Here is a 15,918-nt window from a genome sequence, read left to right as displayed (position 1 = left end):
TGATACAGAAGCGATGGAGAAGGGAGCGTGCCCTAGAAGGGGGTACCGCTGCACTCCATCGCTATTTTTTACTATACAATAAAGAAAGGTTATGAGAGTAATTATCCAAGAGAACAAAGAATTGCTGGCTAAGTGGGCTGCACGCCACGTGGCTGAGCGTATCAATAATGCCCATCCTACTGCCGATAAGCCCTTTGTGCTAGGACTCCCTACCGGCTCTACTCCACTCGGTATGTATCACGAGCTGATTGAGATGAACAAGGCTGGCAAGGTGAGCTTCGAGCATGTGGTGACCTTCAATATGGATGAGTATATCGGTATTCCTAAGGAGCACGAGCAGAGCTACTACACCTTTATGTGGAGCAACTTCTTTAGCCATATCAATATCAAGAAGGAGAACACCAATATCCTCAACGGCAATGCCTCTGATTTGCAGGCTGAGTGCGAGCGGTATGAGGAGAAGATCAAGTCTTACGGTGGCATCGACCTCTTTATCGGAGGCATCGGCGAGGATGGGCATATTGCTTTCAATGAGCCTGGCTCTTCACTTTCGTCACGCACCCGCATCAAGACCCTCACTTCGGATACCATCGAGGTCAACTCTCGTTTCTTCGATAATGATATCAACCTAGTGCCTAAGACCGCTCTTACCGTGGGCGTAGTCACCATTATGGATGCTAATGAGGTGATGATCCTTGCCAACGGACAGAAGAAGGCAACGGCACTAAAACAAGGAATAGAGGGCGGCATCAGCCAGATGTGGACCATCTCGGCTCTACAGCTACACCCTCACGGTATCATTGTTTGCGACGAAGCAGCTTGTGGCGAACTACGTGTGGCTACCTACCGCTACTTTAAGGATATTGAGAAGGACAATCTAGCACTATAAGTATATGATGACGAAAAAGGGACTCCTATTCGCCACCTTACTACTCTTTTCTACCTGCCTACTCTCTGCTCAAGAGGGGGGCATCAAGGTTTATCCCTCTCGCCACGGAGTGGAGGCGGGAGCGCAGCACAAGACGCTCCTAGCCATTGAGCTAGAGGAGCCGCTGAAGCGTAGCGATCAGCTACAGCTCCGTTTCGCCATTCCTACTGAGAGCCAACGACTGATAGAGAGTCTGGAGATTCTGAGCTCCGATTCTCTTGCGGTGCGTGACTTGGATGATTACAAGGGGCGAGTGAAGTATGCCACTCACCCACTCAATAGTTGGTGCGAAGCAACGCTAACAGGAAAGGCGTACGAAGGGGCCAAGGTACTCTACCTCTCCGCCAACCTCGCTACACCCGAGCACTATTCGCCACACCACATCTTACGCTGTAGGATGAAGGAGCTGTCGCTCAATGGACAGACTGTGGAGGCAAAGCAGGTGGGCGATGAGACGTTCCGCCGTTTCTTCAGATCGTACAAGCCACTATTTGTGCCTGGTGATGGAGGTAGTCGCAACTACCGTATCCCTGTGATTCACAAGGCTCAGAGTGGGGTGCTTCTTGCTTTTGCCGACCGACGGAAGTTCAATCAGACCGATATCCCCGAGGACATAGACATTATACAGCGTCGCAGCTTTGATAATGGCAAGACTTGGAGCGAGCCTGAGATCCTAATTCGTGGCACTGGTCACGGCAAAGGGTATGGCGATGTGGCGGTTGTGCAGGCGAAGAGTGGTAAGCTGGTGATGCTCTTTATTGGTGGGCAAGGGCTTTGGCACGGTCGTCCCGATACCCCGATGCCTACCTATATGATGACCAGTGACGACGATGGTGCCACCTGGAGCCCCGCACGCGACATCACCCACTTTATCTACGGCTCGGAATGTACCGACCCACAGAGGAGCCAATTCTGGAGTGCCTTCTGTGCTTCGGGTCAAGGGGCCGTGACGGAGAGTGGTCGTATCATGTTTGTCACTGCTATTCGCCCCGATGCCAATTACCGATTGGATAACTACCTGGTCTACTCCGACGATGAGGGGGAGACGTGGCAGGTTTCGGAAAGAGCCTATGCTGGTGGCGATGAATCAAAGGTGATCGTGATGCCCGATGGAGCGGTGCTGATGAGCATCCGTAACCCCCACAAGGGAGATCGTATCTTTAGAGTCAGTTACGATGAGGGAAAGACGTGGCAACCTACTCAGGACTATGCCGGTCTGCACGACCCCGCCTGTAACGGTGCCCCACTTCTGATGGAGCAAAATGGACTGAAGATGCTACTCCACTCGCTTCCGTATGGACCTAATAAGCGGTGGGACGGCGCCCTCTACGGCTATGACCCCTATCGCCAGCAGTGGAGCGATGCAGTGGTGATCAATCCTGGTATGAGTGCCTATAGCGATATGGTGGACCTTGGCGATGGTCTGATCGGCTACTTTGTAGAGGAAGACGACGAGATGTCAATGGTCTTCATCACCTTTACCCTCGAGGATCTCCAAGCGATGCAAAGAGAGCACTGAATGAGGTAATTCGCTTCTTTGTATTTCTTGTGTGCTTTGTCTCTTAATACGAATGATGTAAGATTTATGTTGGGAAGAGTTTTTAGAAGAGCTTGGTTAGTTGGGCTCTGCCTAATTTCATTGACTGTGAAGGGAAATGCTCAGGAGAGTGGGCGCCACTTCAATCTGGAGGTACACACCCGAGGTGGGTATCGAGTAGAGGGTGTGGAGCCATTTAAGGAGACGACGGGCGGTCGCTTCGCTTTTGACCACTTGATGGTGGGTGTAGAGGGGCGGTTCACCCCGAAACTCTCCTATCGGTATGTGCAGCGTTTTAATAAGGATGCTACGATCTATCGGCTCGAAAACCTAAGCAATGCGATCGATTACGCCTTCTTGAAGTATCAGGCGAGTGACCGAGTGGCGGTGACAGTGGGTCGGCATGCTAAGCTGGTGGGGGGATTTGAGTTTCAGGAGTACCCCATCGATGTCTACGACTTTAGCTGGTATGGCAATCAAATCACCTGCTACCTCACGGGAGTGAGTAGTTCTTTTCAGCTCTCACCAACTCAGGAGCTGGCTCTGCAGGTTACCAATAGCCGTACTCGGGAGCAGAGGGAGGCCTTTGGACACGATGATATTGTGGCACTGCGCTTTCCCCTTATGGGAGCGATGGCGTGGAATAGTAGCTACTTCGACCGCCAACTTCAGCTAAGGTATGCGGTCGCTTTTGCCCCCTTGGCAAAGGGAAAGAAGATGTTTACCATCGGGACGGGACAAAAACTGGACTTTGGTCGCTTTAATATCTATCTCGACCTCCTCTACTACCACTCTGACCTCGATTACCTAGGTGTGCTGAGAGGGCATGGCATTCCAGCCAAGGCGATAGAGCGGTGCGACAACCTCAGCACCGTACTAGAGGCTCGCTACAGCTTCTCTCCTCAGTGGCAGCTGCAACTCAAAGGAATCTACGACACTGCTCGCGCCAAGATCTACGACCAATCGGAGCGAAGTCAGCTCAATAGACAGCTCTACCAGGCGGCTCTGCAGTACTATCCGATGGAGGGACAGCACTGCTACTTCTTTCTAAGTGGTACCTACCAAACCTTTGGTCACAGCGGGGCATTGACCGTAGGTACTCCCGACCAATTCAGGTGTGCTCTGGGGCTAGTGGCCCGTCTTTCGCTCTTTAGCAAAGCGTGGTAAGCCACTTCGCAATAGTTGGGGCAAAGTAACGATGCTCCAGCACCTGCACCTTCTGCTGAATCTCCTCTGCCGTATCGGCGGGGGAGATTTCTGTTGAGGCTTGGAAGAGGGTAGTGCCACGGTCGTACTCCTCATCGATCACATGGATAGTAATCCCCGAGGTGGTCTCGCCTGCTGCTTTTACCGCCCTATGTACATTCATCCCATGCATCCCTTTGCCCCCATATTTGGGGAGTAGGGCGGGATGGATATTGACGATCCTATCGGGGTAGGCTCTGAGGAGAAAGGGCGGAATCAGTCGCAAGTAGCCAGCTAGCACAATAGCATCCACATGATACCCCTCTAGCAAGGGCAAAAGGGTGCTACTAGAGCCCAGCTCCTCACGGGTCAGATAATGAGAGGGGATGCCAAAGGTCTTGGCTCTCTCCTGTACATACGCCTCTTTTTGGTCGGTGATCACGCAGGCAATCTGTAGCTCTAGCTCGGGGTGAGCTTGGAAATATTCGGCTATCTTCTGCATGTTGCTACCACTCCCTGAGGCAAATATTGCAATAGTTTTCATATGAAATAACGTTAAAAATGCACATCAATATACCCGTTGTGCAGAATATGTGTATATTTGCGACGTAATTGATGAGTTATCATTGTCAAAGATAACTACATTTGCGGAGAATATATACAACTAGAGATATTGACAACAACTAAATTACAAAAGATTTGCCATGACAAGACAAGAAATTGCAGACAAGGTAATAGAGATCATCGTAGATAAGCTTAACGTAGACGCGAGCGAGGTAACTGAGGCAGCTAGCTTCACCAATGATCTTGGTGCCGACTCTCTCGATACTGTAGAGCTTATTATGGAGTTTGAAAAGGTTTTTGACATCAACATCGAGGATGAGGTGTCTCAAAACATCCAGACCGTTGGCGACGCTATTAGCCACATCCAAGCTGCTATCGAACAAAAGTAATAGGAAGTTGCAGAATGGCGACCTGCGGTGTTGCTTTCGGGATTCGGGCTTGGTCACGTACGCTAGTACGCTCCCTTCGCCCTCACCCTCAGCGCCTTGCATATCATCCATTCTGCTGCCTTCCATAAAGGCTGGTGTTTCAGTCTTTATGAGAGGAAAGAAAAGGGGCTGAAGTGTTCTGCATGGGGTAGCACCCTTTGGGGGCACTTCGGCTCTTTTTTGATATTGGAGTTGTCAGTAAGTTGTTCAACATATAAATATTCACACACTATATATTATGGAGCTAAAGAGAGTAGTAGTCACTGGACTTGGTGCCATCTCCCCACTTGGGAGCGACCTCACCTCTACTTGGGAGGGAATGAAAGCGGGACGCAGTGGAGCGGCCCCCATCACACTTTGGGATGCAAGTAAGCACAAGACACAATTTGCATGTGAAGTCAAGGGCTTTGACCCGGCCGAGCATTTCGACCGAAAAGAGGCGAGAAAGTTCGACCGCTACACCATGTTTGCCCTCGTCAGTGCCGAGGAGGCGCTGAAAGATAGTGGACTCGACCTAGAGAGTGCCGATAAAAACCGCATCGGCGTGATCTTTACCAGTGGTGTTGGTGGCATCAAGACCTTTGAGGATGAGATGCTCGATTACAATCCTGAGAGAGGTCCCCGCTTCAACCCCTTCTTTATCCCCAAGATGATTGCCGATATGGCGGCAGGGCATATCAGCATGGCGTACGGTTTTCACGGCCCCAACTACGCCACCGTATCCGCCTGTGCATCGGGCACCAATGCCCTCATTGATGCCTTCGACCTCATTCGCCTCGGCAAGGCCGATATGATCGTGACCGGAGGTGCCGAAGCTGCCATCACCGTAGCAGGGGTAGGGGGCTTCAATGCCATGAACGCTCTCTCTACACGCAATGATAGCCCCGAGACCGCCTCACGCCCCTTCAGTGGCAGTAGAGACGGCTTTGTGATGGGCGAAGGAAGTGCCACACTTATCCTAGAGGAGTATGAGCATGCCAAGGCACGAGGAGCCCGCATCTATGCCGAGGTAGTGGGCGGTGGACTCTCTGCCGATGCTTACCACCTCACCGCCTCACACCCAGAGGGGCTAGGGGCCAAGCTGGTGATGCAAAATGCCCTTGATGATGCCGGACTAAAACCCGAAGATGTAGACTATATCAACGTCCACGGCACCTCCACTCCAGTGGGAGATATCAGCGAGGCAAAGGCCATCAAAGAGGTATTCAAGGAGCACGCCTACAAGCTCAATATCAGCAGTACCAAGTCGATGACCGGCCACCTACTAGGGGCTGCAGGAGCTATTGAGGCACTTGCCTGCGTGATGGCGATTTACGAAGGTGTCATTCCTCCTACCATCAACCATGCTGAGGAGGATCAAGACCCCGAAATTGATTATAACCTCAATTTTACCTTCAATCATAAGCAAGAGCGACCCATCAGAGTAGCCCTCTCTAATACCTTTGGTTTTGGCGGGCACAATGCTTCGGTGATCTTCAAGAAATACGAGGAGTAATCCCTCCCCCTAGAGCGTGGGTTCTCACCTGATAAATATGAAGAAGTACCGTAGCCTTGTAGCAGAAATCCTGCGATTTCTACACCTCAATAAGCTGAGGAAGCAACCAGTGGCTCACAAATCGGAGCGACAATTGATTCTCGAACAATTGGTAGAAGCCGAACTGGGCGACCCCCAGCTCTACGAGCAGGCCCTTACCCACAGATCTTATGAAAATGTGGGCAATCTCGGGAGCAATGAGCGACTAGAGTTTCTTGGCGATAGTGTGGTCAACCTTGCGGTAGGGGATACCCTCTTCGCACTCTATCCAGAAGAGTCGGAGGGGGTGCTCACCAATATCCGCTCCTTTTTGGTGAGCCGAACCAATATGAATGCCACTGCCGAGAAGCTAGGCCTAGAGCCCCTTATCTATGCTGATAGCGGGCTACAGATCAAGGGGTCCGACCTCCTCGGCAATACCCTTGAGGCACTCGTGGGGGCGATCTACCTCGATAAAGGGTACCCTTTCGCAGCACAATTTGTACGCAGTCATCTCATTGTCTCTAAGAAAAATGTGAAGGTGGTGGCGAAAAAAGAGGAGGACTACAAGACGGAGCTGATCATCATGATGCAGCGAGAAAAGGTGCCCTACCAATTTCTCCACCTCGATACCAAGTACGATAAAGCTCAGGGCTTTATCCACCGCTGTCAGCTACAAATCGACTTCCCCGACCACCCAATGGAGACCATCGGCGTAGGAAGTACCAAAAAGAAAGCACACCAAAACGCGGCCAAAGAGGCTCTCCGACGGATCGAAAAGAGTCGGAAGTAGCCACCATTCAGATGGCCCCGAACCAACGAGGGGATAAAGAAACGGGTAAGGACCTCTGCGGAGCTCCTTATTAATAGTTGCTACGAAGAATCCACATGGTAAGCCCCCTGTTTTCCAATCCATCTCCCATCGTAAAATCACCCCTATGAGCAAGGCAAAAACTTAGTTGCAACTAAGCGATCGGCGAGTTGCAACTAAGCGATCGGCGAGTTGCAACTAAGCAATCGCCGAGATGCAACAAAGCAAATGCTTAGTTGCAACTAAACTTTTGCTTTTATAGGGGTTTGTATATCAGTGACTTATAAACCGGCTTCAAGAGACCTTCGGGAACGCTCCCATGAGCTTCCTGAAGGTCTTTTATTTGTCACCTAAACTTCTGATGCAGTTAACGTCAGTGTAACATACAAGTGCCACCTTTGCACTGTGAAAAAAGAAGTAGAAGTTTTTATCCAACTCACAAGCACTGTATGCCGAAGAAACTAATTAGAATTTTCATAGCTCTCCTACTGCTCACCCCCATTTTTGCCAATGCATCTGAGCCCGACGGGGATAAAGGGGGTGCCATAAAAGGTACCGTAGTCGACCGTAGCAATAAAGAGCCCCTTATCGGAGCCAAGGTAGTGGTTCAGGGGCAAACCAAAGGTGGCGTCACCGACCTCGACGGTCACTTTCAGATCGAAGGGGTTGAAGCGGGCGCAGTCACTCTAGTGATCAGTTATATTTCCTATAATACCCTCAAAGTAGAGGAGCTCGTAATCCGACCCAATGAAATCACTACTATTGAGGTTGCTCTTGACGCCAGCACAGAGCAGCTGCAAGAGTTTATCGTCACCGCCAAGGCCAATCGGGAGTCCGAAAACCTCCTTCTCCTTGAGCAAAAGCAATCGCTCCTCGCCGTGAAAGCCCTCGGTGCTATGGAGCTTTCGCGTAAAGGTATCAGCAATGCCGAGGCCGCCGTCGCTCAGATCTCAGGAGTCAGCAAGCAAGAAGGTGTGAAGAATGTATTTGTGCGTGGTTTGGGCGACCGCTACAATGCCACCTACCTCAATGGCTTCCCCATCCCCTCCGACGACCCAGAGTACAAGAATATTGCACTCGATATGTTTGAAACCGATATGATACAAAATATATCGGTGCAGAAAGCCTTTAGTGCCACCCACGGAGGTGATGTTGGAGGTGCCGTCATCGACATCTCCTCCAAAGAGTTATTCGGAGAAAAACTACTAGATATCAGCCTCTCCGGCGGAGTCAATACCTCCGTGATGGGAAATACCTTCTACCGCCAAGATGGCACTAATTACTTCGGCATTTCCCGTACACAAGAGCCCGCCGACGGCACCTATAGTGCCTTCACTAAGCTCCCTGCCGGTACCCCTTATCAGTTTCAAAATAAGCTACAGCCCAAGCCCTACAACCGCCCTATCGACCACGGATTTGGGCTCTCCGCCGGCAAGCTCTTCAACTTTAGTGAAAATGCCCTCTCACTCCTCCTAGTCGCCAATCACAGCATTGACCACTCACATACCGAGCAACTCAATCGCACCCTAGCCCCTATTGGAGGTTTTTCAGTCGATCTAAAAGGACCCAATTCCGAGATCACCACTCGACAGATGGCACTCCTCAATGCCACTCTCGACCTGCGTAAAAAGCATCAGCTAGAGTACAATCTACTTACCATCCACTCCAATAACCAGTACGTAGCTCAGCTAAAAGGTAATGATTACGTTGCCAATGAAAATGATGGCCTCGTACGTATGTACCGCCAGCAGGCCAATGACAACCTCCTCATCGTCAACCAGCTAGATACCGATTGGAGCCTCAGCGATAAGCTGCACCTCAATATCGGCACCTCGCTCAATCTGATGCGAGCCAAAGAGCCCGACCGTCGCCTCTTTTACCTCTCTGGCGAGGGCCAAGGCGACGATACTAAGTGGGTCACCATGGCGAGCAACACCAACCGCCGATTCTACTCCTCCCTCACCGAAAATGACTACAATGCCAAGGCGGCACTTGAGTGGAGCTTTAATAAGGAGAGCTACCTGCGGTTAGGCTACATTGGCCGGTACGTCGACCACCACTTCACCTCTCGAGAGTATAATCACGACCCCGTCTCCGGCAAGTCGATTATGGAGAGCAATATCGACCAATTCGATTGGGATAGAGACTTCTACAATAGTCAGAACCTCCGCACCGAGGCCAATCCTAGCGGTTTTACCTTAGTGCAGGGCGAGGAATTCTGGTACCATTCACAGAAGCAAATACACGGTGCCTACCTCGAGGGGACCTTTCCACTACTAGAGAAGCTAATGCTACAAGCTAGTCTCCGTGCCGATTGGGTAGACCTCACCGTGAAATACGGACAAGCAGATAAGGAGAAGCAAGATAGCCAAATCAATAAGTTCTACCTCCTTCCCTCCCTCAACCTTAAGTACGACCTCACCGATAAGCAGGCACTCCGACTCAGTCTCTCCAAGAGCTACACACTCCCTCAGGTAAAGGAGATTTCCCTCTACCAGTACGTCAATATAGGTTACGTAAGCATCGGTAACCCCGATATCAAGCCCTCCGACCTCTGGAATATCGACCTCAAGTGGGATTACTACCTCTCCCCCACCGAGATACTCACCGTCACCGGTTTTTATAAGCACCTCAAGAACCCCATGGCACGCGTCGACCGCTACATTAGCTCAGGGGCTCAAGAGTATGCCAATCCGGCGCCAAAGGTAGACCTCGCCGGTATCGAGCTCGAGTTCAAAAAGAACCTTTGGCAAAAGACTGCCCTTCTCTCTGCTTCCAAGCACTCTCTCGACTTAGGTCTCAGTGGCTCTTACATCTGGTCCCATATTCCACTCGAGAATGTAGAGGAGACTAGCCGCAATGCCACCCTCGAAGGCTCCTCCCCTTGGCTCCTCAATACCGACCTCACCTATGCCTATACCAAGGGGTGGCGCCACTACACCCTCGCCATGGTGCTCAGCTACTTTAGCGACCGCATCCACACTTATGGCTCTAGAGGTATCACTCGTGGTGGACTGCAATACGATATTATGGAGCAAGGAAGAGCCAACCTTAACCTCGTCGGGTCGGCCAAACTGAGCCACCAACTCTCCCTGAAGCTCAAAGCCAATAACCTACTCAATAGCCACTACACCCGAAAGCAACAACCCAATGATGGCTCCGAAGCCCAAGTGGTGAGCGAGTATCGAAAGGGCGTTAGCTTTAGTGTGGGACTATCCTACAACTTTTGAATGAATCAAGATTACATAACTATCAAGTAAAAAGAAAAAAGTAATTATGAAGATCAATTTGAAGACCTCTCTCTTGGCAGCCATCATGCTGTCAGTAGCACTAGTTGCATGCGATGGCGACGAGCCAACGCCAACGCCAACCCCAACTCCAAAGCCCGACCCCACTCCCGAGGTGCAAGTGAAGCCACTCAAAGGGGATATTACCAACGCAATGGTACTCGATGCTCAAAGCTATATCCTTTCTGGTACCGTAAGAGTAAAGGCTGGGGCTAGCCTCACCATTCCTGCCGGTACCATGATCAAGGCAGAGAAAGGTTTCGACCAGTTTATCCTCGTAGAGCAAGGCGGTAAAATCTTTATCAATGGTACTGCCGAGAAGCCAGTTGTGATGACCGCCAATAGCGATAAGGCCGACTCAGGTTACTGGGGTGGTCTCATCATCAATGGCTACGCCCCCATCACCAATGGTGGCACCAATAAGACCGAGATCGACCCTTCTAAGCCTTACGGTGGCGATAAGGCCGATGACAATTCTGGAGTCATCACCTACCTTATCCTTGACTATACCGGAGCCAAAAACGATGCCAATACCGAGCACAATGGGCTTACCCTCAATGCTGTAGGTAATGGCACCAAGATCGACAATGTACTTGTGCGTGAGAGTGCCGATGATGCCATCGAGTTCTTTGGTGGTACGGTCAACGTTACCAATTTCGTCTCGGTTAATGCCGATGACGATATGTTCGACTTCACCGAGGGTTACAGCGGTACCCTCCAAAATGCCTACGGACTATGGAGCGAAAACCACTCCAGTACCGAGAAGGATCCACGTGGTATAGAGGCCGATGGCAATCACGATGGCAATTCCCCTGAGGGCAAGCCACAGTCCAACTTCACCGTGAAGGATGTCACCTTTGTGTTCAATGCCAAGCCCTCTACAGATGCTACCCTTATGTGCGACGATGTGATCAAGATACGCCGTGGTGCCATCGCTACTATCCAAAATGCCCTTATTAAGGGACAAGGGCAGGTAAAAAATGTCCTCGACTTCACGGATAAAAAGGGTGCTGCCGACCCCCGTACCAAGGTAGAGTACACCTCCCTACTTACCACTGCCCCTGCTGATGCAGAGGTGAAGGGAACGCTCAACGACGGAAATATCCAGAAGAAGGAAGGCCTCACAGGAGCTGATACCAGCAAGCTGGCGTGGACAAAGATCAAGTTCTAATCCTCCTTCTTCCCTGGTAACTATAAAGCTTATACTGATCATACCAGAGCTTTAACAATTCCATTAGTTTTCTAGGAACGGGTGTACGCTCACCGCTGAGAGGCAGTGGGCGTACTATTTTGAGACTGTTGCACGAAGGCGATCTGCTGCGTTGCTTTCGGAATTCGGCCTAGGTCACGTACGTGAGTACGCTCCCTTCGGCCTCATCCTCAGCGCCTTGCATCTCATCCTTCGTGCAAAGTCTCAACACATTTGAAGCAAATGTGCGAGAATGGCACTTCGTGCAACATTCTCATTTTATCTCCACCTTCTCTGCAAGAGAGTAATAATTTGGCGTAAAGAAAAAGGGAGCTGTGCAGGTATCTCTCCTGCACAGCTCTTCTGTAGTTAAAGTGATGGGAAGGGTTACTTCACGGTTACTTTGATTTGTCCGGTGTAGTCGGTATTCTTCTTGAAGGTTACCTTGACGGTTCCTGTTCCCTTGAATCCATTAGGTCCCCATCCGGAGAAGTCGATTTTGATGAGGGGGTGCTCACCGCCCTTATCGTCCTTCACCTTTGGGATCTCGTGCTCAAAGTCGTCTTGTGATAGTCCTTCGATATCAAGTTTTTGGTTATTGGCATCAACGAAGACAATGGTAACCCACTTTGCGGAGTCCCATTCGCTGAAATTGAGCTCTGTAATCAGCTCATCATCGTACTCAAATGCGATCTTTGCTCCGGCTGGGATCTCGAACTTTGCTTCGATCACCTCCACTTCGCACTCCACTGCTTCAGCCCCTTCGAGCTCCGCTTTTACCTTGCACTTACCTAGTTCGTTGCCTTCTACCTTACCATTGATGGAAACAAGCGCACGTAGTTCTTCTCCCTTGCCCTCTACCATTACTTTGCCTCCTGAGTAGGTAACCTTGGACTGTATCTCCTTGGGTAGCTCGTTATTGCCGATAGCAGTAACAACGGCCTTTACCTGAATGGACTTGCCCTTCTCAACGGTGTAGGAGGGTTGCTCAAATTGGAGTTTGTAGAGGATCTTTTTATCCCCAGGCTTATCGCCACCTCCCTGATTTGGGTCGGGTGTAGGGGTTGGAGCCACCTTTGATGCGGTGACTGTCACCTTACAAGTAGCGGCATTGCCATTGGCTAGCTTGGCGGTGATGGTAGCTTCTCCTGCCTTTACCGCCTTTACAATGCCGTTATTGGCAACGGTGGCTATCTCCTTATTGGAGCTCTCCCACGTGATGGCCTCTTGCGTGCTTTGTGGGGTAAGGATGGCATTTAGCTTGATAGACTTACCCTCTTCGAGCTCTATTGCCGTTTGGCTGAGTTTGATGGTGGTCTTTACGGTAGGCGTGTCGTCCGCCTTTTGCTTACAGCTACTGATTGTGATGATTGCCAATAGGGTTAGTAGTGGCAATAATAAGTTCTTTAGTTTCATAAGTGTTCTTTACTTGTTTTGAATGTTAATAAATAGTTGTTACTTTTTCTCTACTACGGTGATGACGCACTTGTCGGTAGCTCCATTGGAGAGAGAGCCGTGGATCTCGGTCTTTCCCACTGCTACTGGTGTGACGCGTCCCTTATCATCCACCGTGGCAATTGCTTCGTTTTCCGAAGTCCAGCTCGTCTTGCGGTTTTTGGAGCGGCGTGGCCGCACCTCCCACTTGAGCTGATAGGGCTCATCACCTAGTGTGAGGGTGACGTTCTTAGTCTTTATGGTGATATTGGGGAATAGGAGTGGCGCAGGCTTTACGGTGAGGAGGGTGGCAGGTTGCTTTTCGAAGTCGATGGTAGAATTGTCGTTGTCCACAAACTCCTCTCCGTCGTGACGGCGATGCAGAGCATAGCCGTAGTAGGAAGACTTGTCATCGTTGCCACTCTGCCGCACACTGGTGTAGCCACCATCGACGGTATCGGCTAGTCGCTGTCTTTTGAAATCCTTTTGGTCGCAGATGGTCACCGCATCTATGATCCAATCATTGGGCACTCTGATGGCGTGGGCATCGCCCTTTTGGTGTGCCTTGTGGTAGGGGAGCTCCTGTGAATGCATGGGGCTTGGGTGCCCGGTCTCATAATCCCACCAGTACTTTTGCTGGTCTAGCTCCTCGGGTGCTGCCCCTAGCTTCAGGAGCAGGATGGAGCGATTGGTAGGAATGCCAAAGGGGGCACTGCTGAGGAACTCTTGATCCAGGTAGCCAAAGGAACCGAAGAGGGGGATCATATTGGGGACACTATTTTCATCCACCAACTGGTACTTGTAGAGGATTTGCTGTGGGGAGAGCCACTCAAAGTCGGCCCCTTCGAGGTTGCATGCTTTGCGCGAGCTCTGCTTGGCGTACTTCACGCCGTTGCCAAGGTCAATATTAGTGCCAAAGGTGCCGTCGCCATTGTCGTAGCTGAGTGAGCATTGAAACTTGTATCGCTCGTATAGCTCCTCTACATTTAGGGTGTGATTGATCGCTACCGAGGTGAGGGTCTTGTACTCTCCTGGCTTGATAGGATAATCTTGGCCACTACCTGGGAACATGCAGAGGTTATCTACCGCCACGTGGGTAGAGGCAAAGTTTTCATCGCCCTTGAGGTCGATGGCTACGTCGTTTTGGAAGGCGGAGCGTGCCAGGCAAAGACCATCGAGGTAGAGGGTCTTATTGGTGGGATTGTAGATACGTATATAGGTATCGTGGCTGTAGGAGGTCCAGCCCTTTAATCCGCTTGGCCACACGACTTCGTCCTCGGTGCCGATGTAGAAGACCTCCTGAATGATCAGGTTTTTCTCTTTCATGGCGATCTCCTCCTTCTTGAGCCCTAAGCAACTGGTGAGTAGGACTGCTATGAGGAAGGGGAGGGTGAAATGAGTTATTCGCTTATTCATAGATGCTAACTTTATATCTTTTCAGTAAATAATGCTATTCAAAGGGGAGGGTTATAGGAACCATGCTCCATACCCATTGCCACCAGTGCCGGCAGCGCCGTGTGTCTTGAGGTTGGCAACCGCTTGGAAGGCCTCTGCTGGGGTAAGGCCTATCTCTCTCCCTAGGTGTAGGTAGTAGGGCTCTTGCTCATTGGTATTGGCAGGGTCGCTATCGAAGCCCGAGGTGTAGACCTTGATCGGGATATTGAAGCGGACCACCTCTTGCCAGCCCGATGCCTCCATCTTGGGGTTGTCGAACTCTTGGCAGATGTACCCTGTGCGTGGGGGTTTATTATTGATTGAGTAGCTTTCGTCGCGGCTAGGGAGTACCAATTTGCGTCCCTTCTCGCACTTCATCACCCTCACTGCTAGGAAAAACTGTGGTAGCAGATTGGTAGAGCCACCGATACGGGTATACTCTTCGGCAGGGAGGAGCTGGGGCTTGCCATTTTCGTCGAGGATCTCTTTGCCCTCGTTATCGGTCTTGTGTCGTGGTGCGAGGAGGAGTGGCCACTTCCTTTGGTCTACCGCCTCATCGTGCTTGTAGGCATTGTGTAGCAATCCATCGAAGTCTTCGATCATCGGCTCTCTATCATCGAGTACCTTTTCGATGCCTCCGCGGTAGTCGAATTCGAGGTGTCCCTTTAGCCCTACATTGTCTTGGTCCTGTGGGCAAGAGGCTAGGAAGTACTCGCTGCGGAGCGTAGGGGGGAGTAGGCGGATATTGTAGAGGGTGCGAACGCCATCGGCCATATCATCCTGAGTCCAGGTATCTCGATAGGTGTAGCGGAATACTGTACGCGATACCTCTCTCCGCTCCTCAAAGGTCTTGCGGTTTTGGAAATACTCCGAGGGGATGGGCTTCTCATTCTTATAGGCCTCCATATTGAGTGGCATCGGCTTGTAATTTTGGTTTCTATAATTTTCATCGCTCACCCCATTGCGGAAGCGTACGTCCATTACGTCGTAGGGCTGTCCCTTATCGTCTAGGTCGCTGATGGAGAAGAATATCTGATATTGGTCGGAGTGCTCGTAGATATTGTCGTTGATGAGCTTGCCATCCTTATTATAGAAGTAGAAGCAAAGGCCCCAGAGGCGCTTTTGCCCACCCACTACACGGAGGTAATCGGGACCAACACCTTGCTTCTCTTGGAGCTCTTTATTGGCTGTAGCCTCGAGAAAGGTGGCGGTGGAGCGTCTATCGACCTCTACAGTGATTCCGGAGGTGGTGTTGCGAATCACTGCAAATTGCTCTTGCTTCCAAGGGGCATTGGGGTAGACGTAGTTGCCGTGTAGCTTGCCCTGTCCGTGGTCGTGCCCCTCCTTGATCATCACTAGGCAGGTGGCCCAATTATCGAGGGCACCACCTTCATCGAGGTTAGGGCCTGGCTGCCGATTTTTATCAATCAGTAGGCGGGTGGTCTCATTGAAGTAGACATCGGCCTCGGTGGTAGGTACCTTGGAGATGAGCAAGGGATTGCGATCCTCAGGTACTGAGACATCAAAGAATACAAACTTCTGGCACCCAGATAGAAGGAGTGCTGCTAGAAGTGTAGTGAGTAGGATTGCTTTATATTTCATAGAGTT

General features: G+C 50.8%; 12 protein-coding genes. 8 read left to right on the top strand and 4 right to left on the bottom strand.

Features of this window, described 5'->3' with window-relative positions:
- Nucleotides 1-91 precede the first annotated feature (91 nt).
- From nagB to MWL85_RS09035, 3 genes are all read left to right on the top strand, one after another.
- On the top strand, nt 92-889 hold the full coding sequence (gene nagB, locus MWL85_RS09045) for a glucosamine-6-phosphate deaminase (RefSeq protein WP_244400465.1): 798 nt from the start codon (nt 92-94) through the stop codon (nt 887-889).
- Between the two features lie 4 nt (nt 890-893).
- Nucleotides 894-2,447: a sialidase family protein gene (locus MWL85_RS09040; RefSeq protein WP_317221523.1), complete on the top strand. Its 1,554-nt coding sequence runs from the start codon at nt 894-896 to the stop codon at nt 2,445-2,447.
- A 66-nt stretch (nt 2,448-2,513) separates the two neighbouring features.
- Nucleotides 2,514-3,632, top strand: coding sequence for a porin (locus MWL85_RS09035; RefSeq protein WP_244400464.1), 1,119 nt, complete (start codon nt 2,514-2,516; stop codon nt 3,630-3,632).
- Here the strand turns inward: MWL85_RS09035 and purN are convergent.
- Complete coding sequence (purN, locus tag MWL85_RS09030) at nt 3,616-4,194, bottom strand: phosphoribosylglycinamide formyltransferase (protein WP_244400463.1); 579 nt, start codon at nt 4,192-4,194, stop codon at nt 3,616-3,618. The two genes, MWL85_RS09035 and purN, sit on opposite strands and share 17 nt — an antisense overlap.
- Before the next feature lie 160 nt (nt 4,195-4,354).
- Between purN and MWL85_RS09025 the strand changes: the two genes are divergently transcribed.
- The 5 genes from MWL85_RS09025 to MWL85_RS09005 all read left to right on the top strand — a co-directional run bounded on the left by MWL85_RS09025 (nt 4,355) and on the right by MWL85_RS09005 (nt 11,424).
- Nucleotides 4,355-4,603, top strand: coding sequence for an acyl carrier protein (locus MWL85_RS09025; protein ID WP_018027641.1), 249 nt, complete (start codon nt 4,355-4,357; stop codon nt 4,601-4,603).
- A 277-nt stretch (nt 4,604-4,880) separates the two neighbouring features.
- Nucleotides 4,881-6,137, top strand: coding sequence for a beta-ketoacyl-ACP synthase II (gene fabF, locus MWL85_RS09020; protein WP_244400462.1), 1,257 nt, complete (start codon nt 4,881-4,883; stop codon nt 6,135-6,137).
- Nucleotides 6,138-6,174: 37 nt separating this feature from the next.
- Nucleotides 6,175-6,948 carry a ribonuclease III gene (gene rnc, locus MWL85_RS09015; RefSeq protein ID WP_244400461.1) on the top strand — a complete coding sequence of 258 codons (774 nt, stop codon included), beginning with the start codon at nt 6,175-6,177 and terminating at the stop codon, nt 6,946-6,948.
- Nucleotides 6,949-7,415: 467 nt separating this feature from the next.
- Nucleotides 7,416-10,196, top strand: coding sequence for a TonB-dependent receptor (locus tag MWL85_RS09010; RefSeq protein WP_244400460.1), 2,781 nt, complete (start codon nt 7,416-7,418; stop codon nt 10,194-10,196).
- A gap of 46 nt (nt 10,197-10,242) precedes the next feature.
- Nucleotides 10,243-11,424 carry a beta-helix domain-containing protein gene (locus MWL85_RS09005; protein WP_244400459.1) on the top strand — a complete coding sequence of 394 codons (1,182 nt, stop codon included), beginning with the start codon at nt 10,243-10,245 and terminating at the stop codon, nt 11,422-11,424.
- 405 nt (nt 11,425-11,829) lie between these two features.
- On the opposite strand, the gene MWL85_RS09000 is transcribed toward MWL85_RS09005, so the two are convergent.
- The 3 genes from MWL85_RS09000 to MWL85_RS08990 are packed head-to-tail and all read right to left on the bottom strand — an operon-like array spanning nt 11,830 to nt 15,912.
- Nucleotides 11,830-12,858: an Ig-like domain-containing protein gene (locus MWL85_RS09000; protein ID WP_244400458.1), complete on the bottom strand. Its 1,029-nt coding sequence runs from the start codon at nt 12,856-12,858 to the stop codon at nt 11,830-11,832.
- A 39-nt stretch (nt 12,859-12,897) separates the two neighbouring features.
- Entirely contained in the window at nt 12,898-14,292 is a 1,395-nt protein-coding gene (locus tag MWL85_RS08995) for a DUF4876 domain-containing protein (RefSeq protein ID WP_244400457.1), read from the bottom strand.
- 51 nt (nt 14,293-14,343) lie between these two features.
- A complete protein-coding gene (locus tag MWL85_RS08990; protein WP_070708261.1) occupies nt 14,344-15,912 on the bottom strand; it encodes a hypothetical protein in 1,569 nt (522 codons plus the stop codon).
- Nucleotides 15,913-15,918 lie beyond the last annotated feature (6 nt).

The sequence above is a fragment of the Porphyromonas somerae genome, assembly GCF_022845615.1.
GTDB lineage: Bacteria > Bacteroidota > Bacteroidia > Bacteroidales > Porphyromonadaceae > Porphyromonas_A > Porphyromonas_A somerae.
This window is presented reverse-complemented; position numbering and strand designations above follow the sequence as displayed.